The organism is Campylobacter sp. IFREMER_LSEM_CL908, from assembly GCF_025771545.1.
Classification (GTDB): Bacteria; Campylobacterota; Campylobacteria; order Campylobacterales; family Campylobacteraceae; genus Campylobacter_D; species Campylobacter_D lari_D.
The window spans coordinates 1-25,046 of record NZ_JAKMQK010000013.1 but is presented as its reverse complement, the minus strand read 5'-3'; the positions used below and the strand labels follow the sequence as shown (position 1 = coordinate 25,046).

Genomic DNA, 25,046 nt, shown 5'->3' with positions numbered 1-25,046 from the left:
GATTTATTATAACATAATAAATTAAAATTGCTATAACTTTTCAAAAAGACATTTGTAAAAATTTTGTAAAGTTTTTTTAAAATTACTCGATATAGTCAGTGAATCTTTTCAAAAATATTGCTTAATTAAGCGTGAGAAATCACGCTTAACTTTTATTTCTTTCTTTTAATTTAGCAATCACATCATTTAAACTCAAATCCGCATCAGCTAATAACACTTCTAAATGATAAAGTAAATCAGCTGCTTCATTTATCAACTCATCTTTATCTTTAATAGTAGCAGCCAAAGCGGTTTCAACGCCTTCTTCACCTACTTTTTGTGCTATGCGTTTAGTGCCTTTTGAAAAAAGTTCAGCCGTGTAAGAAGAGCTTGCGCAAGTATTTTTGCGTGAGTTGATAAGTCTTTCAAGACGCGATAAAAATACAAAATCAGCTTTTTTAGAAAGCGTTTCAAAACAAGAAGTATCGCCTGTATGACAAGTAGCGCCTTGAGCTTTTACAAGGATTAAAATACAATCTCTATCACAATCAAGTCCCATATCTATGATATGCAAGAAATTCCCGCTTTGCTCACCTTTCATCCACAAACGCTCTTTAGTGCGTGAGTAAAATACAACCTTTTGGTGCTTAAAACTCTCTCTTAGAGCTTGTTCATTCATAAAACCTTGCATTAAAACTTCACAAGAATGATAATCTTGGATTATCACAGGGATAAGGTTATTTACCTTTTGCCAATTTATGCTTTTTATAAATTCTTCTTCATTTATACCCATAGTTTTTCCTTTTAAATACGAATTTGTATGCCTTGATCTTTTAAAAATAGTTTTAATTCTTTAATATCTATAAGTTTTTTATGAAACACTGAAGCTGCTAAAGCTCCATCAACACCAAGTTTAAAAGCGTCTAAAAAATGCTCTTTAGCTCCTGCGCCACCGCTTGCTACTAAAGGCACAGGACAAATTTGTCTAACTTTAGCAAGTTGATCTAGATCATAACCCTTTCTCATGCCATCTTGATTCATCATATTTAGTACGATTTCGCCAGCTCCTAGCTCGCATGCTTGCTTTACCCACTCTAGTGTTTTTTTACCACTATGATGAGATTTGTTCTCATCTCCGGTATATTTATATACTAAAAGCTCGTTGTTTTCATCTTTAAAAGTATCTATGCCTACGACTACACATTGAACTCCAAAGCTTTTTGCAAGGCGTGAGATTAAATCAGGATCATTTAAAGCAGGGGAATTAATAGAAATTTTATCAGCACCATTTGCTAAAAGCTCTTTTGCGTCATCTTCGCTTTTTATACCCCCTGCGACGCAAAATGGTATAGAGATATTTTGTGCTACTTTGCTTACCCAAGCTCTATTGATACGCTCATTCTTGGCTGAAGCTGTAATATCATAAAATACAAGCTCATCAATGCCATTTTGTGAGTAAAATTTAGCAAGTTCTATAACATCTCCCATATCTTCATGATTTTTAAACTGCACCCCTTTAACTACTCTACCATCTTTTACATCTAAACATGCGATTATGCGTTTTGTAAGCATTCTTGAGCCTCCTTTATGCTAAATTCTTTATCAAGCAAGGCTTTGCCTACGATGATACCACTTACTATGCCATTTAGCTTTTTAAAATCTTCTAAGCTCGCCACACCTCCGCTTGCTTGGGTTTGCAAATGTGGAAATTTCTCATGCAAAGCTTTGTATAAAGTGATGTTTGCTCCACTCATCGTGCCATCTTTAGAAATATCTGTGCATAAAATATGCTTTACATCTTTATAAAAATTTAAAAGCTCAAACAAACTCTCATCGCTTGTTTTACTCCATGCATCAACAGCCACAAAAAACTCATCTTTAACGCAAATACTATCAAGTGCTAAGACTATATTTTCAACGCCAAATTCATTTAAAAGCTCTTGTGTAAGGGGCTTATTTTTAACCGCTAAAGAGCCTATAACTACGCGTTTAACACCACTATCAAACAAAGCTTTAACCTCGTCTTTAGTGCGAATTCCTCCACCTACTTGAAGATTTACTCTAATCTTAGAAGCTAGGTTTTCTATGAGTTTTAGTTGTCTCTTACTAGGATCTTTTGCACCGCTTAAATCCACCAAATGAAGCCAAGCAACACCTTGAGCCTCATACTCTTGAAATTTAACTAAAGGATCAAAGCTGTATTCTTGCTTTTTAGCATAATCTCCTTTATAAAGCCTTACTACTTTGCCATCTATTAAGTCTAATGCCGGAATGATTTGAGTTTGCATTTTTACCTACATATTTATGAAATTTTTTAATAATACTTCACCCGCTTCGCCGCTTCTTTCAGGATGAAACTGCACACCATAAAAATTGTCTTTATTTAAACTTGCACTAAATTTGGTAGAATACTCACACTCTGCGATGGTGTATTCATTTAAACTCACACAATAACTATGCACAAAATAAAAATAAGCTCCATCTAAGCCTTTAAAAAGCTCATGAGAGCTAAAGACTTGATTCCACCCCATATGTGGGAAAGTAAAATTTGTTTTTTCTTGGAATTTTTGTGTTTCAAAAGACATAATACCAAGTGTTTTTTGGTGTAATTCTTCTGAAAATTTACCCAAAATTTGCATACCAAGACAAATGCCTAAAAGTGGTTTTGTGGTAGTTTGGATAAAATTTTCTAAATTAAGTGCTTGTAGATTAGCCATTGCTTTAGCTGCTGTGCCAACCCCAGGAAGTAAAAGCTTATCTGCTTGTGAGAGTTCTTTTAAATCATGCGTGATAATACTTTTTTGTCCTAAACGCTCGAGTGCAAAAGCAAGTGAAGCTAAATTCGCACAACCTGTATCTATAATAGCTAGTTTCATGATAAACACTTTCTTGAAAAATTAAATTCCCATTTCATATTTTACACTCTCTTTCTCATATTGCTTAGCAATACTCTCATAATCTGCAAAATATACAATATCTTTTATTTTTTCATAAATAGAATTCGAAATTATATTTTGAAATTCTCTATATCTATTTTTATGCGCAACAATAAAAAATTTTGCTCTAAAATCCTGAAGCTCATAAAAACGGTTAATAGAATTTTTTATATTAGTAGAATGCTCTACCTCATAAAAAGCATGAGGCATTTTTCGTTCATTAAACCAAATACAATCGCTAAATTTAGCTTTTTGTGTCAATTCATCATATGTAAAACTATAAAGAGAATCTAAAGTAGCCAAGTCGCCTAACCTAGTATCCATAAAATATTTATTCTTATCTTGACTAGGAACAAAAGTTTGAAAGCCTCTTAAATTTCCAATTGAGACAATAAGCCCTTGATAATAAGAATGACTAAACTGACATTCGTTATTTATCAAATTTAATTTTTTTTCAATCTCATGCTTTTTCTCTGTTAAACCCCAAAGTCCTGCTGTGATTTTATAAAATTCTTTATTTGTTTGTAATATTCTTCTAATACTTGCAAAAGGTGTTTTTGTTTCCCATTTACTAACATTTGTCAGCATATAAAGCTGGCTTAAAGTTGCAAAGTTATTATTATTTTTAAAAGCTTCTATAACATTATCTTTTTGTTTCATTGTTAAGTCTCATATAACATAATAAGTGATCATATTTTACAAACACTTGCATTATAAAAAAAATTTTCATATCACTCCTTTAGAGCTTGCTAGGTTTTCATTTTCTATTTTTATAGCCATTTTTAAAGCTCTTGCAAAGGCTTTAAAAAGTCCTTCGGCTTTGTGATGATCGTTTTTGCCTTTAACTTTTAAATGCAAACTCGCACCCATAGCATAGCTTAGTGAGTAGAAAAAATGCTCTATCATTTCTGTGCTTAATTCTCCAAGCTTTTCTTTTTTAAACTTAGCCTTATAAACTAAATGCGGTCTATTACAAAAGTCAATCGCGCAACTTGCCAAGCACTCATCCATAGGTAAAACAAAGCCATATCTTGCAATACCTATTTTTTGATCTAGTGCATTTTTAATAGCCTCGCCCAAAGCAAGTGCGACATCTTCTACGCTATGATGTTCATCAACTTCTAAATCTCCTTTGCATTTTATCTCTAAAGATATATTTGCATGCGTAGCAATTTGCTCTAACATATGATCAAAAAATGCGATATTTGTTTTTATATTAGCTTTTGCTTTTTCATTAAAAGCCATTTTAACTTGAATTTGGGTTTCTTTGGTATTACGCTCTATACAGGCACTGCGGTAATTTTGTAAAATAAAATCAGCGATTTGTTCCCAGTTAAAATCGTTTTTGTCATATTTTAAACCTTGAATTCCAAGATTTTGCGCCAAAAGCATATCGCTGTCTCTATCGCCTATAACAAAACTTTTGGTTTTATCATAAAGTTTATTTTTGATATAGTTTTCAAGCATGGCAGTTTTTGGCTTCCTGCAGGCGCAATTTTCATGCTCAAAATGCGGACATATAAAAATATCTTCAAATTCTATGCCACAACTTTGAAAAACACTTAGCATTTTTTCATGAGCCTTGTCAAAATTTTCCCTAGGAAAAGAATTTGTGCCTAGGCCGTCTTGATTACTCACCATAACAAATTTAAAACCAAAATTTTTTAACTTTAAAAGTGCATTGATGGCACCTTTTTCAAACTCAAGTTTTTCTAAAGAATCGATTTGAAAATCATCTTTTGGCTCATCAATGAGCGTGCCATCTCTATCAATAAATAAAATTTTTGCACTCATTTTAGACTTTCTAATCTTAAACTCACGGCATTTTTATGCCCATCAAGCCCTTCAGCTGCTGCTAAAATTTCCACCACAGGACCAAGCTTTTTAAAGCCTTCTTTGCTAAGTTCTTGTACACTCATTCTTTTCATAAAATCAGCAAGCCCTAATGAAGAATAAGACTTAGTAAAACCATAAGTTGGTAATACATGATTTGTCCCACTTGCATAATCTCCCATGGATTCTGGAGAATACTCACCTAAAAATATTGAACCTGCATGCATAATATCATCAAGCAAGCTAGATGGATTTTGTGTATGAATGATCAAATGCTCAGGTGCATAGTCATTTGAAATACTTATGGCATGTTTTATATCTTTTGCAAGAATGATTTTAGAGTGTGCTAAAGATTTTGAAGCAATTTCTTTACGCGAGAGTTTTTCAAGCTGTAAAGCAACTTCATTATCTACTTCTTTGGCTAATTTTTCACTTGTGCAAACTAAAATCGCTTGAGAATCTGCTCCATGTTCAGCTTGCGAGAGTAAATCTGAGGCTATAAATTTAGCATTAGCAAACTCATCTGCTAAAACTAACACTTCAGAAGGCCCTGCTTGCATATCAATAGCTACTCCATGATTATTAACTTGCTTTTTGGCTTCAGTTACAAAGGCATTTCCTGGGCCAAAAATTTTATCCACTTTTTGCACACTTTGCGTTCCATAAGCAAGCGCTGCTATGGCTCCTGCTCCACCTATTTGATACACTGCATCAACTTCGCAAAGTTTTGCCACAAAAGCAATGGCAGGATGTAATGGCGCTGGGGAAGCTAAGGCTATGAATTTACATTTTGCAATTTTAGCAGGGATAGCTAGCATAAGTGCGGTTGAAAAAAGTGGTGCTAAGCCTCCTGGTATATAAAGCCCTACTTTTTCAATGGCTCTTGTTAGCACCTTGCAAGTTACCCCTTCAAAGGTTTGAACCTCTATGGTTTGACTTTCTTGAGCTTTGTGGAATTTATAGATATTTTCATAAGCTATTTTGATAGCTTGTTTTAACTCATCATCAATTTGCTCTGCTAAATTACTAAGCTCTTCATCACTTAGTTTGATGGAATTTAACTCTACTTTATCAAATTTTATAGCCATTTGTTTTAAAGCTTCATCGCCATTTATTTTAACATCTTCAATAATTTGTTCTACTATGGTTTTAACCTGCGCATTAGCACTCATAGCAGGACGCTTGAGTGCTAATTCTTGTTCGTTTTGGTTTAATTTTTCAAAATCAAGTATTTGCATTTTTATCCTTTAAGAGAGCATTTTTTCAATAGGTAAAACTAAAATCGCACTTGCACCTTCTTTTTTCAAAGCTTCCATAGTTTCCCAAAATAAATTTTCTTGACTTACCATATGTAATGCCACTCTAGCTTTATCATTTTCTAAAGGTAAAATCGTAGGTTTTTCAACACCTGGTAACAAGGCTGTGATTTTTTCTAGCTTTTCAATAGGAGCATGCAACATGATGTATTTTGACTCTCTTGCTTGCATAACTCCATGAATTCTAATGAGTAATTTATCGATTAATTCTTGTTTGTGTGAAGCTAAACTTTCTTTTCTTTGGATAATGCAAGCTTTTGACTTATAAATTACCATAACTTCTTTAAGTCCGTTTGCTTTTAAAGTAGCACCACTTGAAACTAAATCACAAATTCCATCAGCTAAATTTGCACTTGGTGCTACTTCAACTGAGCCTGTTAGCATACAAGTTTTATAAGGGATGTTATTTTCTTCCATAAAACGCTTTAAAAGCTGTGGATAAGAAGTTGCTATGCGTAAATTTTTAAAACTTTCTATACCTTTATACTCACTATTTTCTGGTAATGCTAAAGACAAGCGGCACCCACCAAAATCAAGCTTTTTAAGCATTATAAAATCTGCATTTTCGTTTTTTGATTTTCTTTCTAACTCATTTTCTTCTAAAACATTTTCTCCAACTATGCCAAGATCTACTACTCCATCAAAAATTAACCCTGGTATATCATCATCTCTTACTCTAAGTAAATCAATAGGTAAATTTGTAGAAAAAGCAATTAAACTTTGATCGTGTATGCGAAGTTTTACGCCTATAGACTCAAGCAAGGCAATAGAATCTTTACTTAAACGACCTGATTTTTGTATAGCTATGCGTAATCTTGAATTTTCTTGCATTTTTTTCCTTTTTTGTAGTTAAAAAGATTAATAGTAGCAAAAAATGGATAAAAATACAAAAAATAGTAAGTAAATAAATAAAAATAAGAAGTTTTTAGCCTTTAAAAGGCTAAAAATTAAGCTACGAATTCGATGAAAGCCATTTCTGCAGCATCGCCACGGCGGATTCTTGTTTTGATAATTCTTGTATAACCACCATTTCTATCTGCGAATTTAGGTGCAATTTCTGTTACAAGTTTATTTGTAGCTTCTTTATCTTGCAAGCTAGCAAAAACTGCTCTGTGAGCATTGAAATCACCTTTTCTTGCACGAGTGATCAATCTTTCAACATAACCTCTTAATTCTTTTGCTTTAGGTAATGTTGTTTCTATTTTACCTGCTTTAATAATAGCAATGGTAAGGTTTTTTAATAAGGCTGCACGATGAGTAGAAGTGCGACCTAACTTTCTATATCCATGTCTATGTCTCATTGATTATCCTTCATTTTGTGCTTTTAATTCTGTAATTTTTTTCTTTAGCGTTTCTTTTGCACTATCACTGAGTTTTGAATTTCCTATAGGGAAACCTATAGATTCCATTACACTTTTAATCTCATCTAAAGATTTTTTACCAAGATTTTTTAAATCTGCAAGTTCGCTAACACTCATTAAAGCAAGTTCACCAATATAAACTACATTTGCTTTTTCTAAGCAGTTAAAACTTCTTGCACTTAAATTTAACTCAGTTATATTTTGAAGTAATTTTACATGTTCTACTTCATTATTTGGTGTTTGACTTCTTACAACGCTTTGTGCATTAGTGATTTTATCAAACACTGATAATTGTTTATACATTGCTTCTAAAGCATTTTTAAAAGCGTCACTTGGTGAAATTTGACCATCAGTTGTGATTGTAAAAACAACTTTTTCATAATCTGGATTATCTTCAAAAAGCACTTTTTCTATATCATAAACCGCATGTTTTACCGGAGTAAAGAACGCATCAAGTGCTATAAATTCAGGATCTAAGAAATTTTGAATTTCTTCAGAAGGCACATAACCTATACCTTTTTCAATGATTAAAGTAAATTCTAAATCTGCATCTTCATTAATCGTTGCAAGATAGCTATCTGCATTCACAACTTCAACAACTTCATTGTCTAAGTCTTTTCCGCAAATTTCTTTTGGTCCTTTAAAACTAAAAGTTACGATTTCTTTTTCAGAATCTGTTTTTAGTTTAAATCTTAATTTTTTTAGATTGATAATAAACAATGCTACATCTTCAAGCATACCACGCATACTATCAAATTCATGTGCTACGCCTTTGATTTTAACTCCTGTTGGAGCAAAACCTACTGTGCTTGAATAAAGCAAACGACGCAAAGGATGCGCCAAAGTAATAGCATAACCAATTTCAAAAGGCCATGCACTTACTTTTGCTACTGTATCACTGATATTTTCAATACTAAACTCTGTTGGTGTATAAGCAGAAGTTGTAATATGTCTCATATCAAAAACCTTTATTATTTAGAGTACAACTCAACGATATATCTTTCCTCAACTGGAATGATAACTTCTTCTCTTTCAGGTTTTCTTGTAAAAATTCCAAATCTTTTATCTTTTTCTACATCAACCCAAGCAACTATACCAGTTTGAGCAGTAAGTTCGATCGCTCTTGAAATTTGAGGATTGTTTTTGCTTTTTTCAATCACTTCAACTTTTTGACCTGCCTCTACTCTATAACTAGGAATATCTACTCTTTTACCATTTACTAAAATGTGTCCATGAGTTACAAGTTGTCTAGCAAAACGGCGTGTTGTAGCAAAACCCATTCTATAAACAACATTATCAAGTCTTTGTTCTAAAAGCTGGATTAAAAGCGCACCGGTATTGCCATCTTTTCTAGCAGCTTCACTAAATAATCTTCTAAATTGTTTTTCACTAACACCATACATAAATTTAGCTTTTTGTTTTTCTCTTAATTGAAGTCCATATTCACTAATTTTAGCTTTTCTTTGTCCATGCTGACCTGGTGCGTAAGGGCGTTTATCTAAAGCACTTTTACCTGCTAATCTTCTTTCGCCTTTCATTGCCAAGCTTACGCCAAGTCGTCTTTCTAATTTTTCTACTGGTCCTCTATATCTTGCCATTATAATTCTCCTAAATCTTATATCTTATTCTTAGACACGACGACGTTTTGGTGGTCTACAACCATTATGAGCTAATGGGGTAATATCTTTTAAGAAAGTTACTTTGATACCTTCCATAGCACCTACACTTTTAACTGCTGTTTCACGACCACTTCCTGGCCCTTGTACTTTAATGCCTACTTCTTTAATACCATGTTCTTTTGCTTTATTTAAAGCATCTTCTACTGCTTGTTGTGCCGCATAAGGAGTTGATTTTTTAGAACCTTTAAATCCTAAACCACCTGCACTACTCCATGCAATAGCATTTCCCATTTCATCAGTTACAGTAACCATAGTATTATTAAATGTTGCACTGATATAAACTATACCTTTAGCTATATTTTTTTTAACTATTTTTTTCTTAACAACTTTTCTTTTTGCCATTTTCTATCCTTATGATTTTGCACCAACGGTTTTTCTCTTACCTTTTCTAGTTCTGGCATTTGTTTTTGTTTTTTGACCACGAACCGGTAAGCCTTTTCTATGTCTTAAGCCTCTAAAGCTTCCTAGATCCATTAATGCTTTGATATCCATAGCAACTTGTTTTCTAAGATCACCCTCAACCATATAGTTTTCTTGAATTTCTTTACGGATAGCCGCTGCTTCGTCCTCACTTAACTCATGAACTCTTTTATCATAAGAAATTCCGGTTTTATCTAAGATTTTTCTTGAAGTATGCAAACCTATACCATAAATATAAGTCAAACCATATTCAATTCTTTTTTTCTTTGGTAAATCTACACCTGCAATACGAGCCATAAATTATCCTTGTCTTTGTTTGTGTTTTGGATTTTCGCAAATAATGCGAACTACGCCTTTACGACGAACTACTTTGCATTTGTCACACATCTTTTTAACAGATGGTCTAACTTTCATGCTTTACTCCTGTTATTGTAAATTCCACTTTTTTACAACTGCACCAGGTTTTTAGAGCAACCAACTATTTTCAAAATAAGTGGTGATTTTGAAAATACTTCTTCATACAGTTTTATTGCAATTTCTGCAAAAGTGCTAATTATACTTTACTTTTGCTTTTAAACAACTTAGACTTATTTGTATCTAAATGTAATACGACCCTTATCAAGACTATAAGGCGTTAGCTCTACTTTAACTCTATCGCCAGGCATAATTCTAATATAATGCATACGCATTTTACCTGCAATATGACAAAGTATCACATGTTTATTATCTAATTCGACTTTAAAAGTCGCATTAGGTAAAGCTTCGATTACATTACCATCGATTTCGATAATATCATCTTTTGCCAATATTTCTCTCCTTTCTATAAAATACAAAGCTATTATTTTATCACAATTTTTCTTTTTAAATTTTTAATATTTTTTTACAAACTATAATATTTTTACTATAATTACAAAATTACTACAAAAAGAAAGTATTTATAGATGTCAAAAACTTTAAAAAGAGGTGATTTTAAAACTCTTTCCTTATCTTCTTTGGGTGGAGCTTTAGAATTTTATGATTTTGTTATTTTTGTATTTTTTGCTAATTATATTTCAAGAAATTTTTTTCCTAGTGATTTAAGTGATTTTTGGAAACTTTTAAACACTTATGGGGCTTTCGCAGCAGGATATTTAGCTAGACCAATCGGTGGTATAATTATGGCACATTTTGGAGATAAAATGGGTCGCAAAAAGATGTTTATGCTTAGTATATTACTCATGGTGCTTCCAACTTTCTCTCTAGCTTTTATACCTACTTTTGAAACTATAGGATATTTTGCTCCTATTTTTTTACTACTTGTTAGAATAGCTCAAGGTATAGCTATAGGCGGGGAACTCCCTGGTGCTTGGGTATTTGTAAAAGAACATGCGCCCGATGGAAGAGATAGTTTTTATATTAGCGCTATTAATGCTTCTATGGCTTTTGGAATTCTTTTAGGTTGTATTGTTGCCTTAGCGATTAATCATTACTTTGATCAAGAAGCAATTTATGAATATGCTTGGCGTATTCCATTTGCTATAGGTGGATTTTTTGGTATCATTTCTATATATCTTAGAAAATTTTTAGAAGAAACACCTGTTTTTCAAAAAATGCGACAAGAAAATGATTTAGAAAAATTTCCTTTAAAAACACTTTTTAAAGAAAAAAATATTTATTTAGACATCATTGCTTCTATGCTTTTAACTTGGATGCTCACAGCCTGCGTGATAATACTTATTTTACTTATGCCCAATTTTATATCAGAAGTTTTGATTCTTGATAAAACAGATGCGATTTTAATCCAAATGTTTGCAATAGTAATTTTATCTTGTGGAACTTTACTTGCTGGAATTTGGGTTGATAAATTTGGTTTTTTAGCTACCGCTTTAATTTTTACCATAGGATTTAGTTTATCGTGCTTTTTTTATTTTTATTTTTTCTATGCTCAAATTTTGCATTTGAGTATATATTTTTATTTTATAGCGTGTTTTTTTGGTGGTATTAATGCTTTAGCACCTATTTTAATGTGTAAAATTTTTAAGCCAAGTATTCGTTTTAGTGGAATTTCTTTTTCTTATAATATAGCTTATGCAATAGCGGGTGGTTTCACTCCTCAACTTGTATTTGCATTACATTCTTTGGCTATAAAACCTGAAAATCCTTTCGTGTATGGAATTTTTATTTATATTTTGTTTTTATCCCTGATAACACTGATAACTACCATATTTACTTATAAGAGGTTAAGATTTTAATGTTATAATTAAAAAAAATTATTAATTAAAAATTTATAAAATTAAAGGAAAATGATTATGAAAATTTTTATTGTTTTAATACTTTCTTTGTTACCACTTTTAGCATTTGAAATGATTACACCTATACCAGAAGGCATTCCTTATAATAAAGAAAAAGCTATTTTAGGAAAAAAACTCTATATGGATACAAGTTTATCAAAAGATAAAAAAGTATCTTGCAATAGTTGTCATGATATTGCAAATTTTGGAGTAGATAATAAAACTTTTTCAACAGGTATTAATGGCATAATAGATGAGCCATTCCATACTCCTACAAATTTTAATGCCGTTTTTAGCCTAGCACAATTTTGGAGAGGCAATGCAAAAGATTTACAAGAACAAGCCAAACATCCTTTGTTAAACCCTAAAGAAATGGGGTTAAAAGATGCAGATGAAGTGGTGCAAATAGTAAAAACTAACGCAATTTATGAAAAAGAATTTAAAAGACTTTACGGAGAAGTTACCTTTGATAATATAGCAGATGCTTTAGCTGAATTTCAAAAAACCTTACTTACGCCAAATTCCCCATTTGACCGCTACTTAAAGGGAGATAAAAACGCTATAAGCGAACAAGCAAAAAGAGGCTATAATGCCTTTTTATCAAATGGTTGTATAGCATGCCATCAAGGACAAAATATAGGTGGAAATATGTATCAAAAAATGGGAGTATTTGTTCCTTATGATAATGGAACAAATTGGAAAGGACGCTATGAGATCACTCAAGATCCTCACGATCAATTTGTAGTAAAAGTGCCAAGTCTTAGAAACATAGCCAAAACTGCTCCTTATTTTCATGATGGTTCTATGCCAACACTTGATGCTTGCGTACAATTTATGGCGTATTATCAGCTTGGTAAATTTTTAGAGCAAGATGTAGTTGATGATATAGTTGCATTTTTAAATTCTTTAACAGGAGAATACCATGATCCACTCAAATAAAAAAACTTTCTCTTTTTTAAAACAATTCATCACTTTATCCATAGTGGTTTTGGTATTGCTTTTAACTTTGACTTTATTTATTTTTAATACTTACAATACCACCAAAAGAAATTCACTTATTATGGATTCTTTTCAAAAATTAGAAATTCTAGATACTAAAATAGATGAAATTTTTAAAAATAAACTAAATCTACAAAACTATGACATTAGCGTCAAACTAGTAAGAGATTTTGAAAATACTTTAGCTATTTTAAAAGCCAATGAAATAGATACTAAAAAGCTAGAAGCAATTTTTCAGAAAAAAAATACACAACTACAACATTTTAAATCAGCCAATTCTATTGCTATAAATTCAAAGCTTTATCTTTATGAAATTCAACAAGAAATCATCAAACAAACAAATCAATTAGCACTCACTACTCAAGAGGCTAAACAAATAGAATATATAGGAAATATTTTAAGCATTATAGGAACTATGGATATATTAGAACCTTTAGCACAAAATAGATTACAAAATCTTGTCACAAATTTAAACGCAAAAGATTCTCAATTACCACAAGAGTTATTTGAGCTTTTTAATACACATTGTAAGATGATATTAAGTCAAATTAAAATATTAAAAGATAATTCTCAAAGTTTTCTTGATCAAGAACTGCAAAAACAAATTCTAGCACACCAAAATTTAATTGCTAAAAATATCAATCTACAAAATAAATATAATCTTTATACAGCTATAGGAATTTTCCTATTTACCTTAGTTGTATTGATTTTTTTCATACTTTTAACATTAAAAAAAGTAATCATACCTATATCTTTACTTGAAAAACTAAGTGCAAATCTAGCGGGAGAACATGCGAATTTAAGTGCAAGATTAGACATTGATAAAAAAAGTGAATTAGCTACAAGTGCTGGCTATATTAATTCTTTCATACAGATAGTGCAAAATTCAGTTTTAGAAGCCATACAAACTGCAAATTCAAGCCACAAAAGCTCACAAAAACTTTCCCAAAATGCTGAAATTTTACAGCAAAGTTCACTTTTACAACATGAGCAAATTTCTAATGTCCATGAAATAAGTTCTGTTTTAGAAAGTCATATAGACTTAACTCAAAATCTAGCTAAAAATACTATAAAAGATATGCATGATATGCAAGAAGTTATGGGAGAAGTTGAAAAAACGCTTAAAGAGCTAGTAGAGCTTATATTACTAAGTGGAGAAAAAGAACAAAGTGTTTTAAGTGCTATGGATATACTAGTACAAAGTGCTGATAGTATTGTAGAAGTTACAGCAGCTATTAAAGATATAGCCGATCAAACTAACTTGCTAGCTTTAAATGCAGCTATTGAAGCGGCTCGTGCAGGAGAACATGGTAGAGGCTTTGCTGTTGTTGCTGATGAAGTTAGAAACTTAGCTGATAAAACTACAAAATCTTTAGTCGCTATAGAAACTACTGTAAGAACTATAGTACAACAAATCAATGACAACAAAAGCTTGATGGATGGAATTCATCAATCTATGAGTGATACTTCCAACAAAGCTAATATCTTACAAGGTGAAGTCGGTGCTTCTATAGAAAAATTAAAAACAAGTATCCATTCTACTAAAATTATGGAAGAAAAAAGTGATGAGTCAAAAGCTAAAATGAATGAGTTAGAACAAAATGTAGAAAAAGTGACTGAACTTGCAAATTGTGTTAAAAACTATTCACTCGAGCTAACACAAATTTCACAAGATGTTTTAGAAAATGCCTCTAAACTTTCAGAAAAACTAAAAACATTTGAGTAAGAAAGTTTAAACTTTCTTACTTAGATAAAATATCTGCTTTGCCATTTATAATTGCAACACAATGCTCATAATGAGCAGCATTTAATCCATCTTTGCTTCCTGCTTCCCAATTACCTTTTAAATGTACCGGTGTGCCATCTTTTTGACATACCATAGGCTCTATGCAAAATACCATGCCATTTTTGATTTTAGGTCCACTTTTTGCACTAGCACCTGGTTCTAAATAATTTGGAATTTCAGGCTCACCGTGTGGCTTTTTACCTATACCATGACCACAATAACCTTTCAAAGGTACAAATCCTCTTTTAGCGATAAACTCGCCAAGCTCATATGAAAGCTCTTTAAAACGCATACCTTCTTTGATAATATCTATAGCATAATACAAAGCATCTTTAGCACAAGCAATCAAAGCCTCATCAGTGGCTGAAATTTGACCTATAGGTATAGTCCTTGCTGCATCTCCATAATATCCATCTATGCAAGTACCCACATCAAGCCCTAAAATATCGCCTTCTTTTAAAATACGCTCATCCCCTACACCATGAATGCAAGCTTGATTAAGCGAGATACAAATACTGCCTGGAAAACCATATAAGCCTTTAAAAGATGGTTTTGCACCATGATCAAGTATAAATTCTTCTGCTTTAATGTCAATTTCTTTTAAACTCATACCCGGAACTATAATGCCCTCTAGATAGTCAAGCGTTCTAGCTACAAGTTCATTTGCCTTGCGTAGTTTTTCTATTTCTGCTAGTTTTTTGATTTCTATCATTTATATTTTCCTTAAAATTTTTAAAAATTTAGCATTTATGCGCTTTTAAAAGCTTTAAGGAAAAACCTTAAGTTTTAAAACTTAAGGTTTTAACATACACTTGTAAGATTAGTAGCTAGGCCACCTAAAGAAGTTTCTTTGTATTTTGAATTCATGTCTTTGCCGGTTTCATACATAGTTTTTATAACCTCATCAAGACTTACTTTTGGAGTTGATTTTCTACTCATTGCCATTCTAGCAGCTGAAATTGCTTTAATCGCTCCAAAGGCATTTCTTTCTATACAAGGAATTTGCACTAAACCACTTACTGGATCACAAGTTAAACCTAAATGATGCTCCATTGCAATTTCAGCAGCATTACAAGCTATCTTTGCATCAAAACCCATTACAGTAGCCATAGCTCCTGCTGCCATAGAACTTGCACTACCAATTTCAGCTTGACAGCCAGCTTCAGCACCACTTATACTTGCATTTTTCTTATAAAAAGAACCTATTAACATAGCAGTAAGTAAAAAATTAATGGCTTTTTCATCGTTAAAACCAATAGTATGATTTTTAAGATAAAGCATTACAGCAGGTACAACAGCACATGCACCATTAGTTGGTGCAGTTACCACTCTAGCTCCACTTGCATTTTCCTCTGCAATAGCAATAGCATATAAAGAAATAAAATCAATAATTCCTAAAGGATCACTTGTCATAGCCAAACGCTCATTAAGTCCTTTGGCACGGCGTTTTAAATGTAAATTCCCTGGAAGAAAATCTGAGCTTGGATGAATACCATTATAATAAACTTCTTGCATTACTTCCCAAATTTCTAAACAATAAGCTCTAATTTCTTCTTTAGTGTGAAATTGAAGCTCATATTCATAAGAGAGTTTTGCTAGATCCCATGAATTTTCTTCGCAAATTTTTAAAGCATCACTTGCGTTATTAATATCAAGTTCTAATTTGGTATGTTTTTGCTCACAAGCTCCGTCTTTGTGTTTTTGAAGTTCAGCTTCACTCATAACAAAACCACCACCTACTGAATAATAAATTTCTTCAGCAATGATTTCTCCATTTTCATTATAAGCACTTATTTTCAATCCATTTTCATGCAAAGGTAAAAAGTCTTTTTCAAAAATCAAATCTTTATCATAATCAAAATTTAATTCTTTTTGAGCATCTAAAACCAAAATTTTATCTTGCAAAATTTTATTAAACACACGATCTTGCAAAGCAACATTTAATTCTTTTGCTCTTAAGCCACTCAACCCCCATATAATAGCTTTATCACTTAAATGGCCTTTACCAGTAAGCGATAAAGAGCCATAAAGTTTGATTTGAATTTTTGTAATTTGCGTGATTTTATCTTTGATTTTTTCACAAAACATATTCCCTGCTAGCATTGGTCCTAAAGTATGAGAAGATGAAGGACCAACACCAACTTTAAATATACTTAAATTACTACTCATTCATCAGCACCTTAAAAAGTATAAATTACAGTGATGATTGTCAAAATACCTGTGATAAACACAAATGCATCTAAAGCTTTGTTTTGGAATTTTTTCATTTTAGATACAGTGTAAATTGCAATCATAGGCATTAAAAATAAGATTGCGGCAATGATTGGACCACCTAAGCTTTCAATAAAACCTAAAATACTTGGATTTACATAAGCAGTAATTAACATAACAATATACATTACCAAAGTTGAATAAACTGCGATTTTTTTCAAATCCGGATTATCATTACCTGCTAATTTACAACATTTTCTAACTATACCATAAGCACCTTCCCTAGCACCAAAATAATGCCCAAAGAATGAACTAGAAATTGCTAAAAATGCGATTAGTGGACCACCATAAGAAATAAATGGATTATCAAGTTTATTAGCAAAATAAGAAAGTACAGGTATGTTTTGTGCTCTAGCTTCAGCAAGTTCTGCAGGAGTTAAAGAAAGCACACAAGATACCACAAAAAACATTACAAAAGCAAGTAACATTACAGAAGTTCTAAATAACACTTGATTTGCTTTTTGTACTGAATTTTCAGGATATTGTCTTTTTACACTTAAAGAAAAAGTAGAAATCGCTGGTGAGTGATTAAATGAAAACACTAAAACCGGTAAAGTTAGCCATACTATAGTAATAAATTCTTTTGTTCCAGGAATAGCACTAAAACTTTCAAACGACCATTGCGGGATAAGATATAAAGAAAATAAAAATAAAATAGCACATAAAGGATATACAAGCCACTCACATACTTTGGTAATTAATTCTTCACTAAAAAGCATAATAAGCATAAAAATACTTACTAAAACAAAAGCAAAAAGCGCTCTATAAAAAGGAAGTAAATTAGCTATAGTTTTTCCTTGCTCATTTACACTTGTTTGATACATAGCACTAATTGCGTTTGCGAAAGAACCATTTGGATCTAAAAGTGGTAAGAATTGATTATAAATAAAACTCTCAAAAGTATTAGTTATACCTACACAATATGCTAAACAAATTGGGAAAATTGCAAAGAAATAAAGCACAGAAATAAAAATACTTACTTTTCTACCAAAATACTCTTCAGCCGCATGAGTAATATCTTTATCATTACCATTTGCTTGACATACAAAACGACTTAAGGCTCTATGGCTTAAATACACCATTGGAAAAATAATCAAAGCCATTACAACAACTGGCCAAAAACCACCAACACCTGCTTTAATAGGTAAAAATAAAATCCCCGCACCAACTGCAGTCCCAAAAAGAGAAAGCATCCAACGCGTATCAAAAGAATTCCACTTAAGATTATCCACATTTTCTCCTTGTAAAAAATAATAAAAAAAGCTTTTACCTAAAAACTTTTTGTATTATTTTACAAATATGCTCTTGAGTAGTTTGGCGTGATTTTTTCCCTTTCATTTAAAGCAACTGCGGCTTCATTTGCAAAATTTGGATTTCTTAATAATTTTCTACCATAACAAACTAAATCACACACCTCACCCAAAAGCAAAGCCTCACCTTCGCTAGCACTATTTATAAGACCCACGCAAGATATAGGAATTTTAACAACTTCTTTTAAAGCCTTAGCATAAGGAGCTTGGTAAAGTGGTGCTATATTTGGCACTAAAGAAGGTTTGTTGATATTTCCACCTGCTGAAATATCTAACATATCAACGCCTAAATTTTCTAAAATCAAGGCAAGTTTTTTACTATCTTCCAAATTCCAACCACCCTCTTGCCACTCTGTAGCTGAAATTCTTACAAATAAAGTAATATCAACTTCTTTTTTTATACGCTTAATGATATCACACAAAAGACGCGCTCTATTTTCAAAACTACCACCATATTCATCATCTCTTTGATTTGATAAAGGAGATAAAAATGAACTAAGCAAATACCCATGAGCACTATGAAGTTCTATCGCATCATAGCCTGCTTCTTTAGCTCTTTTAGCACTTTGGATAAATTCTTGCTCTATTTGTAAAATTTCATCTTTACTTAAAACATGAAGTTTAGAAAATTTTTCACTAAAAGCGATATTACTTGGGGCTTTTGATATAGCTTGTTTGCATGAATTTTTACGACCACTATGATTTAGTTGGATAGCAACTTTAGCACCAAAATGATGACAAAGATCGACAAGCTCCTTATGTCCTCGAATTTGAAAATCTCCCCAAAGGCCTATATCATTATCAGCAATTTTTGCATTTTCATTAATCGCACAAGCTTGAACTATGATAAGCCCAACACCACCCAAAGCTCTAGCTCCATAATGTATCAAGTGAAATTGATTAATCTTACCATCTAAAACTTGTGTTTCATACATATCCATAGGAGGCATTACGATGCGATTTTTTACATAAAAATTTCCAATCTTTAGCTCACTCAAAAGTAAAGACATAATACCCCTTAAAATATTTTTTATATTACTATAATAGAAAAAAATTAATTTTTCTTAAAACATAGAGTATTTTAGACCAATATTATAATTTTTAATAGATTATTATTAAAAAAATAGTTTTTAATTATATTTTTTCATTATTAAAACTACAAAACACAATCTAATCAAATAAGCTTTTCTCAAAACACTTTAACATAAAGCTTTTGCGATGCAAAGGTGAATAACCAAATACTTTAATCTTTTCTATATGAGCTTTTGTACCATAACCTTTGTGTTTATCAAAATCATAATTATTATATAATTTAGAAAAATAACACATTTTTTGATCACGACTTACCTTAGCTAATATACTAGCGGCTGAAACTTCTTGCACTTTCATATCAGCTTTAATCATAGTATTAATACCCAAAACACCATAATTTAAATTTCCATCATATAAAATCTCATCTTGGTTAAAATGTTTTTTTATTATCTTTAAGCCCAAATTTAAACACTGACTAAGTCCTAAAATATCAATTTGCAAAGGTGAAAAAGCAAGGATTAAAAAATTTGAATTAGAAAGAATTTGCTCATATAATTCTTCTCTTTTTTTTGCACTTAATTTTTTAGAATCAGCTAAACCATCAATATTTTTTAAAAGCTTGCAAGCTGCCAAGTGCATATCTCCAGCTAAAGCTCCACGCCCAGCCTCATCTACTCCAACTAAAGCCATTATTTTTCCTTTATAATAGTATATTTTTCTACTAAATTTTCTAAAGAATAATTTATATTGGCAGGTGAGCTTGAAGGAAGTTCAAAAAATTCTTGCTCAGGATAAAATTTAGCAAAATATTTACTTGCAACTTTACCTAATACACAAATTTTTTCTATATTTGCCTTATCTAAAATAATACTTATATCATTTGCTTTGGCATAAGAAATAGTTTTATCATCTGAATTTTTTATCTTACAACTTGCTATAACATCCCAAAGTGCTATATGATTTGCTTTTAAAAAAGCCTTTTGCTCTTGCACTGTTTTTAACTCACACTCAAATAATATTTCAAAAATACGCCAAAAACGATTTTTACTATGTTGATAATAAAAATTTTCTTCTCTTGATTTAATAGATGGAAAAGAACCTAGTATCAAAACTTTTGAGTTTTCATCAAAAAAAGGTTCAAAAGGATGAGTTAGAATTTGCATATTAGGCCTTGATAAAAATAAAATATTTTATCATTTTTATCAAGATTTTTAAAATTATCCTAAAAATTCTCGTTTGAAGTATTCTTTTGGAGCTTTACACAAAGGACAGGCATTTGGTGCTTTTTTACCACGGTGTATATGCCCACAAACTTCACAAACCCATAATTCTTCTACCTCTGAATTAAAGAAATCTTCTTCTTCAAGCATTTTTTTAAGTGCTAAATATTCTCTTTCATGCTCAATTTCTACTTTACCAATAGCAGTAAATAATCTTGCTATGTTTTTCTTGCCTTCATCTTCTGCAATTTGTGCAAAATTTGGATACATGGTAGTATGCTCGTAATTTTCACCCTCTGCTGCACAGATTAAATTTTTAGCAGTTTCTTCTAAAGCTTTACCATCTACTAATTCATGATAAGCTTTAAACTCAGCTCTTGCATGCCATTTTTCATTTTCTGCAGCTTCTCTAAAATGCTTTGCAATAGCATGCCAACCTTCTTCTTGAGCAATATCTGCAAATAAATCATATTTGTTTCTTGCCATAGATTCACCTGCGAAAGCTTTCATCAAATTTATGGCTGTTAAATCTTTAGTAATGCACTCCATTTCTTGACCACAGCAACTAAGCTTTCCACCACCTACATTTTGCACTTCTACTTCATTGCCGCATTTTTGGCATTTATAGCTTTCATATTGTCTCATTTAATATCCTTGTGATTAATTTAAGTAAGATTTTGATTGAAAAACTCACCCAAATGTTATTGTAGCATTTGGGTGCTAAAAGATTTTAGTATTTTAAGAAATATTCTTGAATTTTCTTAGGATCACTTGTTTTAGTTAAAGCAAGCATTAATAATACTCTAGCTTTTTGAGGACTCATATCACCTGTATCAATAAAACCAAGTTTTGCATCAGCATCACTTACTGCAACTCTACCAGCTACTACGCGTGAACTTACCGCTACATTAAGACCTTTTTTAAGCAATTCTTTTAATACATCTTTTTGATAATCATGAATACTGCCAGCACCTGTTCCAGCTACAACTATACCTTTAGTTCCATTTTCAAACAAAGCTTTTGCTGCAACACCGCTACCATCATTTGCATAACTATAAAGAATATCTACTTTTGGTAATTCTTTTAGCTTGCTAACATCAAATGGAGATTTTTTAGTGTGTAATTTTGTATTAGTATTGTAGAAGAATGCTTTTCCATCTACTATATAACCCATATCACCCATATCCGGTGAACTAAATGCATTTACATTTAAACTATGAGTTTTCATAACGCCTCTAGCGCTTTGAATTCTATCATTCATAGCCACCATTACACCTTTATTTTTTGCTTGTGGATCTGCTGCTAACGCTACAGCATTGTAAAGATTTTTAGGACCATCTGCACTAATTGCAGTTGATGGGCGCATTGCACCAACTAAAACAACAGGTTTATCGCTTTTTACGGTTAAATTTAGGAAATATGCAGTTTCTTCCATGGTATCAGTACCATGAGTAATCACAACTCCATCTACATCAGATTTTAAAAGCCTATTGACTTCTTTAGCAAGTTTTAGCCAAATTTCATTTGTCATATCTTTACTATCAATATTTGCAATTTGATCCCCGCTAATTACTGCTAAATCTTGAATTTGAGGCACTGCTTTAATCAAAGCATCAACCCCTAAAACACCTGCTGTATAACCTGTTGTAGCTACCGAACTATCAATCGAGCCTGCAATAGTTCCACCTGTAGCTAAAATTGCAACTTTTGGTTTTGCTTCCAAAATTCCTGCTCCTAAACTTAGTGCCATAGCTGCGCACATTAACATTTTTTTCATGTTAGTCCTTTCATTAGAAATGATAAAAATTATAATGCAACTATGTTTAAATAAAAATAAATTATTAATATAAAAAATACTTTAGTAAATATTCATTAATTAAAGCCATAAATTTGCAATTTTTTTTAGTTTTTCCACATCGCTTGAAGCATAAAATTGAATGTTAGCTTCTTCTTGGATTGATGTTAAGTTAAATTCTTGTTGCAATTGCAAAGCTATAGCCTCGCCTGAATGAATAAGTTTTGTATTTTTACCAAAATACTCTTCCAAAGAATGGGCGATTAAAGGAAAATGCGTACATGCTAAGATTAGAGCATTAGGATGAAATTTAAGCTTATTAAAATAATACTCAAAAGCAGCTTTTAAAAAATCTCCTTGAAAAATCCCTTCTTCAACCATAGGTACAAAAAGCCCAGTTGCTTTTTCTTCCACTTTTAAAAAACCTTCTTTGATTAAAGCTTGCTTATAAGCGTGAGAATCCACGGTAGCTTGTGTTGCAATGACTAATATATTGGAGTTTTTATCTTCTAAAGAGTTTTTAACTGCTAAAACCCCTGCTTCTATAACTCCAAGAACCGGAAATGGTGCATTTACTTTTAGAAATTCTAAAGCATGCGCGCTAACTGTATTACACGCAATAATAAGCATATCGACTTTTTTTTCTTTGAAAAACTCTAAAGCTTCTAGGGAAAATTTAATGATAGTTTCTTTATCTTTAACCCCATAAGGTACCCTTGCGGTATCCCCATAGTAAATATATTCTTTAAAAAGTTTTGCTTGAAGTAAAGATTTTAAAACACTAAGCCCACCTACACCGCTATCAAAAACGCCTAGTCTCATCAAAATCCTTAAAAAGAGAAGAAAGTAGAAAATCTACTTTCTTATAAGCCTACTGCACTTAAGGTTTGGTATTTATTCATATAAATTTGAGCTTCGATTTTTCTCATTGTATCAAGCGCTACTTGAACTACGATCAAAACAGAAGTTCCACCAAAATAAAAAGGCACACCAAACAACTTCACAATAAGCCATGGTAATGTAGCTACAAGCCCTAAATAAATAGAACCTGACAAGGTAAGTCTTGATGCTACTTCATTAAGATAATTTGCAGTTCCTTCACCTGGTCTAATACCTGGTATGAAACCGCCTTGTCTTTTAAGATTTTCAGCTATATCTTTTGCATTAAATACAATTGATGCATAAAAATACGCAAAGAAAATAACAAGTAAGAATGTTAAAAAATGAAAGAAAAATCCATTTGGATTTAAAAAGTCATAAATTTTTAACACATACTCATTCGTACTTGTTTGCAAAATAGTGCTTGGAAACATCAAAATCGCACTTGCAAAAATAGGAGGAATTACTCCACTTAAATTTATTTTAATAGGTATGTAATTCATAATGCGTTTGTTTTGATTTTGCATGATTACTTTTCTTGAGTAAGAAATAGGAATTCTTCTTTCTCCAAGCTCTACTACTATAATAGCCCAAATAGTAAGTAAAATTACAACTAAAATAGCAATGATAGTCAAGAAATTCATCTCACCTGTATTTACCAAATTTACTGTTCCGCTAATTGCACCTGGAATTGTAGAAACAATACCGCCAAAGATGATCAAAGAAATACCATTTCCTATACCGCGTTGAGTGATTTGCTCACCTATCCACATTAAAAGCATGGTACCTGCAAGCATAGAAATAGCAGAAAGTGCAATAAAAGTATTCATATCAATCATAATAGCTGACTGACCTGCTTTTCCATGAAGACTTTGCAAGCCTATAGAAACGCCTATACTTTGTATCAAAGTGATAGCTATAGTAGTATAACGGATAATTTGCATATATTTTTGCATACCATCGCGTTCTTTTTTCATCTTTCCTATGTTAGGAAAAGTTGCCGCTAAAAGTTCCATAATAATCGAAGCAGTAATATAAGGCATAATGCCTAGAGAGATGATGCTAAGTCTTTCAGCAGCACCCCCACTAAACATATTAAACAAGCCTAATGCATTAGATGCATTAGAATCAAAAAATTCCTTAATAACACTGACATTAACCCCCGGAACTGGAACATAAGCTAATATTCTATAAGCAAATAAAAAAGCTAATGTTATGAGAATTTTATTTGTCAATGCTTTATTCATTATTTTTGTCCGCTAAAAGTGATCTTCTCGTCTTTAATTTTACTAGCAAGATCTTTAGCACTTGCTCCAATAAGCTTAACTTTATTTACATTTTTTGAAAGCTTATGAATGCTATTGATTGTTTCAAATGTAATTTCGCTAAGCTCTTTGATTGCTGTGATTTTTTCAACATTAATCACATAAGGTTTTTCAAATTTAGAAGTAAAGCCTACTTTTGGTAAGCGTCTTTGAAGTGGTTGTTGACCCCCTTCAAAACCTCTTTTTTCGTTATAACCTTTTCTAGCAGTTTGGCCTTTTCCACCTTTAGTAGAAGTTTTACCCATACCACTACCTTGACCACGGCCTATTCTTTTGGTTTTATGTGTTGAACCTGGTGCTTTTGTTAAATTCATTGATTATCCTTTAAGCATTGTAAGTGCTTTGATAGTAGCACGCACAACATTTGCTGAATTATTTGAACCTAAAGACTTAGTTAAAATGTCTTTAATACCTGCAAGTTCCACGATAGGACGTGTTGAACCACCTGCAATAACCCCTGTACCTTCACTTGCTGGTTTAAGTAAAATTCTACTTGCGTTGTATTTTACTTCTACATCATGAGGGATAGTTGAACCTTTTGTTTTAACTTCAACAATGTTTTTAAAAGCATCATCAACTGCTTTTCTGATAGCATCTGGAACTTCTTTAGCTTTTCCATAGCCCACACCAACTAA

30 protein-coding genes and 1 pseudogene are annotated in these 25,046 nt (G+C 31.8%); 4 read left to right on the top strand and 27 right to left on the bottom strand.

What is annotated here, in order from left to right:
- Positions 1 to 145: 145 nt before the first annotated feature.
- The 15 genes from hisIE to infA all read right to left on the bottom strand — a co-directional run bounded on the left by hisIE (position 146) and on the right by infA (position 10,330).
- Positions 146 to 772, bottom strand: a complete 627-nt coding sequence (gene hisIE, locus L8U04_RS06405) for a bifunctional phosphoribosyl-AMP cyclohydrolase/phosphoribosyl-ATP diphosphatase HisIE (protein WP_133319155.1) — start codon at positions 770 to 772, stop codon at positions 146 to 148.
- An 11-nt stretch (positions 773 to 783) separates the two neighbouring features.
- Entirely contained in the window at positions 784 to 1,551 is a 768-nt protein-coding gene (gene hisF, locus L8U04_RS06400; RefSeq protein ID WP_263709651.1) for an imidazole glycerol phosphate synthase subunit HisF, read from the bottom strand.
- On the bottom strand, positions 1,533 to 2,267 hold the full coding sequence (gene hisA, locus L8U04_RS06395) for a 1-(5-phosphoribosyl)-5-[(5-phosphoribosylamino)methylideneamino]imidazole-4-carboxamide isomerase (RefSeq protein WP_263709650.1): 735 nt from the start codon (positions 2,265 to 2,267) through the stop codon (positions 1,533 to 1,535). The genes hisF and hisA overlap by 19 nt, the downstream gene beginning before the upstream one ends.
- 6 nt (positions 2,268 to 2,273) lie before the next feature.
- Positions 2,274 to 2,855, bottom strand: a complete 582-nt coding sequence (gene hisH / locus L8U04_RS06390; protein WP_263709649.1) for an imidazole glycerol phosphate synthase subunit HisH — start codon at positions 2,853 to 2,855, stop codon at positions 2,274 to 2,276.
- 21 nt (positions 2,856 to 2,876) lie between these two features.
- Positions 2,877 to 3,575, bottom strand: coding sequence for a hypothetical protein (locus L8U04_RS06385; RefSeq protein ID WP_263709648.1), 699 nt, complete (start codon positions 3,573 to 3,575; stop codon positions 2,877 to 2,879).
- Between the two features lie 66 nt (positions 3,576 to 3,641).
- On the bottom strand, positions 3,642 to 4,709 hold the full coding sequence (gene hisB, locus L8U04_RS06380) for a bifunctional histidinol-phosphatase/imidazoleglycerol-phosphate dehydratase HisB (RefSeq protein WP_133319149.1): 1,068 nt from the start codon (positions 4,707 to 4,709) through the stop codon (positions 3,642 to 3,644).
- On the bottom strand, positions 4,706 to 5,986 hold the full coding sequence (gene hisD / locus L8U04_RS06375) for a histidinol dehydrogenase (RefSeq protein WP_263709647.1): 1,281 nt from the start codon (positions 5,984 to 5,986) through the stop codon (positions 4,706 to 4,708). The genes hisB and hisD overlap by 4 nt, the downstream gene beginning before the upstream one ends.
- 9 nt (positions 5,987 to 5,995) lie before the next feature.
- Positions 5,996 to 6,895: an ATP phosphoribosyltransferase gene (hisG, locus tag L8U04_RS06370; RefSeq protein ID WP_133319147.1), complete on the bottom strand. Its 900-nt coding sequence runs from the start codon at positions 6,893 to 6,895 to the stop codon at positions 5,996 to 5,998.
- A gap of 116 nt (positions 6,896 to 7,011) precedes the next feature.
- Positions 7,012 to 7,365, bottom strand: coding sequence for a 50S ribosomal protein L17 (rplQ, locus tag L8U04_RS06365; protein ID WP_012660847.1), 354 nt, complete (start codon positions 7,363 to 7,365; stop codon positions 7,012 to 7,014).
- 3 nt (positions 7,366 to 7,368) lie between these two features.
- On the bottom strand, positions 7,369 to 8,382 hold the full coding sequence (locus L8U04_RS06360; protein WP_039627711.1) for a DNA-directed RNA polymerase subunit alpha: 1,014 nt from the start codon (positions 8,380 to 8,382) through the stop codon (positions 7,369 to 7,371).
- A gap of 14 nt (positions 8,383 to 8,396) precedes the next feature.
- Entirely contained in the window at positions 8,397 to 9,023 is a 627-nt protein-coding gene (gene rpsD, locus L8U04_RS06355) for a 30S ribosomal protein S4 (RefSeq protein ID WP_263659172.1), read from the bottom strand.
- Positions 9,024 to 9,053: 30 nt separating this feature from the next.
- A complete protein-coding gene (gene rpsK, locus L8U04_RS06350) occupies positions 9,054 to 9,446 on the bottom strand; it encodes a 30S ribosomal protein S11 (RefSeq protein WP_133319145.1) in 393 nt (130 codons plus the stop codon).
- 9 nt (positions 9,447 to 9,455) lie between these two features.
- A complete protein-coding gene (gene rpsM / locus L8U04_RS06345; RefSeq protein ID WP_012660843.1) occupies positions 9,456 to 9,821 on the bottom strand; it encodes a 30S ribosomal protein S13 in 366 nt (121 codons plus the stop codon).
- 3 nt (positions 9,822 to 9,824) lie between these two features.
- Positions 9,825 to 9,938, bottom strand: coding sequence for a 50S ribosomal protein L36 (gene rpmJ, locus L8U04_RS06340; RefSeq protein ID WP_002781429.1), 114 nt, complete (start codon positions 9,936 to 9,938; stop codon positions 9,825 to 9,827).
- Positions 9,939 to 10,111: 173 nt separating this feature from the next.
- The gene (gene infA, locus L8U04_RS06335) at positions 10,112 to 10,330 is read right to left on the bottom strand and encodes a translation initiation factor IF-1 (protein WP_012660842.1); all 219 of its coding nucleotides are present in this window, start codon (positions 10,328 to 10,330) and stop codon (positions 10,112 to 10,114) included.
- Positions 10,331 to 10,465: 135 nt separating this feature from the next.
- Here infA and L8U04_RS06330 point away from each other — a divergent pair, with 135 nt between their 5' ends.
- The 4 genes and pseudogenes from L8U04_RS06330 to L8U04_RS08370 all read left to right on the top strand — a co-directional run bounded on the left by L8U04_RS06330 (position 10,466) and on the right by L8U04_RS08370 (position 14,519).
- A complete protein-coding gene (locus L8U04_RS06330; protein ID WP_133319144.1) occupies positions 10,466 to 11,755 on the top strand; it encodes an MFS transporter in 1,290 nt (429 codons plus the stop codon).
- A 54-nt stretch (positions 11,756 to 11,809) separates the two neighbouring features.
- Positions 11,810 to 12,733: a cytochrome-c peroxidase gene (locus L8U04_RS06325; protein WP_263659248.1), complete on the top strand. Its 924-nt coding sequence runs from the start codon at positions 11,810 to 11,812 to the stop codon at positions 12,731 to 12,733.
- Positions 12,717 to 13,391, top strand: a pseudogene (locus tag L8U04_RS08375) (DAHL domain-containing protein); the annotation flags it as partial. The gene L8U04_RS06325 and the pseudogene L8U04_RS08375, both read left to right, overlap by 17 nt.
- A gap of 480 nt (positions 13,392 to 13,871) precedes the next feature.
- Positions 13,872 to 14,519, top strand: coding sequence for a methyl-accepting chemotaxis protein (locus L8U04_RS08370; protein WP_393921357.1), 648 nt, complete (start codon positions 13,872 to 13,874; stop codon positions 14,517 to 14,519).
- A 16-nt stretch (positions 14,520 to 14,535) separates the two neighbouring features.
- On the opposite strand, the gene map is transcribed toward L8U04_RS08370, so the two are convergent.
- From map to rpsE, 12 genes are all read right to left on the bottom strand, one after another.
- The gene (gene map, locus L8U04_RS06315) at positions 14,536 to 15,291 is read right to left on the bottom strand and encodes a type I methionyl aminopeptidase (RefSeq protein WP_263709645.1); all 756 of its coding nucleotides are present in this window, start codon (positions 15,289 to 15,291) and stop codon (positions 14,536 to 14,538) included.
- A gap of 89 nt (positions 15,292 to 15,380) precedes the next feature.
- Positions 15,381 to 16,748: an L-serine ammonia-lyase gene (locus L8U04_RS06310; protein WP_220567007.1), complete on the bottom strand. Its 1,368-nt coding sequence runs from the start codon at positions 16,746 to 16,748 to the stop codon at positions 15,381 to 15,383.
- 11 nt (positions 16,749 to 16,759) lie between these two features.
- Complete coding sequence (locus L8U04_RS06305) at positions 16,760 to 18,043, bottom strand: aromatic amino acid transport family protein (protein ID WP_133319191.1); 1,284 nt, start codon at positions 18,041 to 18,043, stop codon at positions 16,760 to 16,762.
- Between the two features lie 98 nt (positions 18,044 to 18,141).
- The gene (locus L8U04_RS06300; RefSeq protein WP_220567006.1) at positions 18,142 to 19,170 is read right to left on the bottom strand and encodes a tRNA-dihydrouridine synthase; all 1,029 of its coding nucleotides are present in this window, start codon (positions 19,168 to 19,170) and stop codon (positions 18,142 to 18,144) included.
- Between the two features lie 160 nt (positions 19,171 to 19,330).
- On the bottom strand, positions 19,331 to 19,882 hold the full coding sequence (locus tag L8U04_RS06295) for a ribonuclease HII (RefSeq protein WP_263660379.1): 552 nt from the start codon (positions 19,880 to 19,882) through the stop codon (positions 19,331 to 19,333).
- Positions 19,882 to 20,355 carry a DNA-deoxyinosine glycosylase gene (locus tag L8U04_RS06290; protein ID WP_263661430.1) on the bottom strand — a complete coding sequence of 158 codons (474 nt, stop codon included), beginning with the start codon at positions 20,353 to 20,355 and terminating at the stop codon, positions 19,882 to 19,884. Before L8U04_RS06290 ends, L8U04_RS06295 begins: the two co-directional genes overlap by 1 nt.
- A 54-nt stretch (positions 20,356 to 20,409) precedes the next feature.
- Complete coding sequence (locus L8U04_RS06285) at positions 20,410 to 21,057, bottom strand: ferritin family protein (protein WP_220567003.1); 648 nt, start codon at positions 21,055 to 21,057, stop codon at positions 20,410 to 20,412.
- A gap of 85 nt (positions 21,058 to 21,142) precedes the next feature.
- Positions 21,143 to 22,174, bottom strand: a complete 1,032-nt coding sequence (locus L8U04_RS06280) for a type II asparaginase (RefSeq protein WP_257928322.1) — start codon at positions 22,172 to 22,174, stop codon at positions 21,143 to 21,145.
- A 114-nt stretch (positions 22,175 to 22,288) separates the two neighbouring features.
- On the bottom strand, positions 22,289 to 23,029 hold the full coding sequence (murI, locus tag L8U04_RS06275; protein WP_263673281.1) for a glutamate racemase: 741 nt from the start codon (positions 23,027 to 23,029) through the stop codon (positions 22,289 to 22,291).
- Between the two features lie 41 nt (positions 23,030 to 23,070).
- Complete coding sequence (gene secY / locus L8U04_RS06270) at positions 23,071 to 24,333, bottom strand: preprotein translocase subunit SecY (protein WP_263709644.1); 1,263 nt, start codon at positions 24,331 to 24,333, stop codon at positions 23,071 to 23,073.
- Positions 24,333 to 24,725 carry a 50S ribosomal protein L15 gene (gene rplO / locus L8U04_RS06265; protein ID WP_039617163.1) on the bottom strand — a complete coding sequence of 131 codons (393 nt, stop codon included), beginning with the start codon at positions 24,723 to 24,725 and terminating at the stop codon, positions 24,333 to 24,335. The genes secY and rplO overlap by 1 nt, the downstream gene beginning before the upstream one ends.
- Before the next feature lie 3 nt (positions 24,726 to 24,728).
- Positions 24,729 to 25,046: 30S ribosomal protein S5 (rpsE, locus tag L8U04_RS06260; protein WP_263668235.1), on the bottom strand; the 318-nt coding region annotated here is incomplete at its 5' end.

Excerpts from the sequence above, each read along its gene's own strand:
- L8U04_RS06385 (WP_263709648.1), bottom strand. The coding sequence starts at position 3,575 with ATGAAACAAAAAGATAATGTTATAGAAGCTTTTAAAAATAATAATAAC.
- hisF (WP_263709651.1), bottom strand. The coding sequence starts at position 1,551 with ATGCTTACAAAACGCATAATCGCATGTTTAGATGTAAAAGATGGTAGA.
- L8U04_RS06330 (WP_133319144.1), top strand. The coding sequence starts at position 10,466 with ATGTCAAAAACTTTAAAAAGAGGTGATTTTAAAACTCTTTCCTTATCT.
- L8U04_RS06305 (WP_133319191.1), bottom strand. The coding sequence starts at position 18,043 with ATGCTTTCTCTTTTTGGGACTGCAGTTGGTGCGGGGATTTTATTTTTA.
- rpsD (WP_263659172.1), bottom strand. The coding sequence starts at position 9,023 with ATGGCAAGATATAGAGGACCAGTAGAAAAATTAGAAAGACGACTTGGC.
- L8U04_RS06360 (WP_039627711.1), bottom strand. The coding sequence starts at position 8,382 with ATGAGACATATTACAACTTCTGCTTATACACCAACAGAGTTTAGTATT.
- hisH (WP_263709649.1), bottom strand. The coding sequence starts at position 2,855 with ATGAAACTAGCTATTATAGATACAGGTTGTGCGAATTTAGCTTCACTT.
- L8U04_RS08370 (WP_393921357.1), top strand. The coding sequence starts at position 13,872 with ATGCATGATATGCAAGAAGTTATGGGAGAAGTTGAAAAAACGCTTAAA.
- secY (WP_263709644.1), bottom strand. The coding sequence starts at position 24,333 with ATGAATAAAGCATTGACAAATAAAATTCTCATAACATTAGCTTTTTTA.
- murI (WP_263673281.1), bottom strand. The coding sequence starts at position 23,029 with ATGAGACTAGGCGTTTTTGATAGCGGTGTAGGTGGGCTTAGTGTTTTA.
- hisA (WP_263709650.1), bottom strand. The coding sequence starts at position 2,267 with ATGCAAACTCAAATCATTCCGGCATTAGACTTAATAGATGGCAAAGTA.
- rpsM (WP_012660843.1), bottom strand. The coding sequence starts at position 9,821 with ATGGCTCGTATTGCAGGTGTAGATTTACCAAAGAAAAAAAGAATTGAA.
- L8U04_RS06300 (WP_220567006.1), bottom strand. The coding sequence starts at position 19,170 with ATGTCTTTACTTTTGAGTGAGCTAAAGATTGGAAATTTTTATGTAAAA.
- rplO (WP_039617163.1), bottom strand. The coding sequence starts at position 24,725 with ATGAATTTAACAAAAGCACCAGGTTCAACACATAAAACCAAAAGAATA.
- L8U04_RS06280 (WP_257928322.1), bottom strand. The coding sequence starts at position 22,174 with ATGTGCGCAGCTATGGCACTAAGTTTAGGAGCAGGAATTTTGGAAGCA.
- rpmJ (WP_002781429.1), bottom strand. The coding sequence starts at position 9,938 with ATGAAAGTTAGACCATCTGTTAAAAAGATGTGTGACAAATGCAAAGTA.
- rplQ (WP_012660847.1), bottom strand. The coding sequence starts at position 7,365 with ATGAGACATAGACATGGATATAGAAAGTTAGGTCGCACTTCTACTCAT.
- L8U04_RS06310 (WP_220567007.1), bottom strand. The coding sequence starts at position 16,748 with ATGAGTAGTAATTTAAGTATATTTAAAGTTGGTGTTGGTCCTTCATCT.
- L8U04_RS06290 (WP_263661430.1), bottom strand. The coding sequence starts at position 20,355 with ATGCAAATTCTAACTCATCCTTTTGAACCTTTTTTTGATGAAAACTCA.
- hisB (WP_133319149.1), bottom strand. The coding sequence starts at position 4,709 with ATGAGTGCAAAAATTTTATTTATTGATAGAGATGGCACGCTCATTGAT.
- hisD (WP_263709647.1), bottom strand. The coding sequence starts at position 5,986 with ATGCAAATACTTGATTTTGAAAAATTAAACCAAAACGAACAAGAATTA.
- L8U04_RS06285 (WP_220567003.1), bottom strand. The coding sequence starts at position 21,057 with ATGAGACAATATGAAAGCTATAAATGCCAAAAATGCGGCAATGAAGTA.
- hisG (WP_133319147.1), bottom strand. The coding sequence starts at position 6,895 with ATGCAAGAAAATTCAAGATTACGCATAGCTATACAAAAATCAGGTCGT.
- rpsK (WP_133319145.1), bottom strand. The coding sequence starts at position 9,446 with ATGGCAAAAAGAAAAGTTGTTAAGAAAAAAATAGTTAAAAAAAATATA.
- hisIE (WP_133319155.1), bottom strand. The coding sequence starts at position 772 with ATGGGTATAAATGAAGAAGAATTTATAAAAAGCATAAATTGGCAAAAG.
- L8U04_RS06295 (WP_263660379.1), bottom strand. The coding sequence starts at position 19,882 with ATGGCTTTAGTTGGAGTAGATGAGGCTGGGCGTGGAGCTTTAGCTGGA.
- map (WP_263709645.1), bottom strand. The coding sequence starts at position 15,291 with ATGATAGAAATCAAAAAACTAGCAGAAATAGAAAAACTACGCAAGGCA.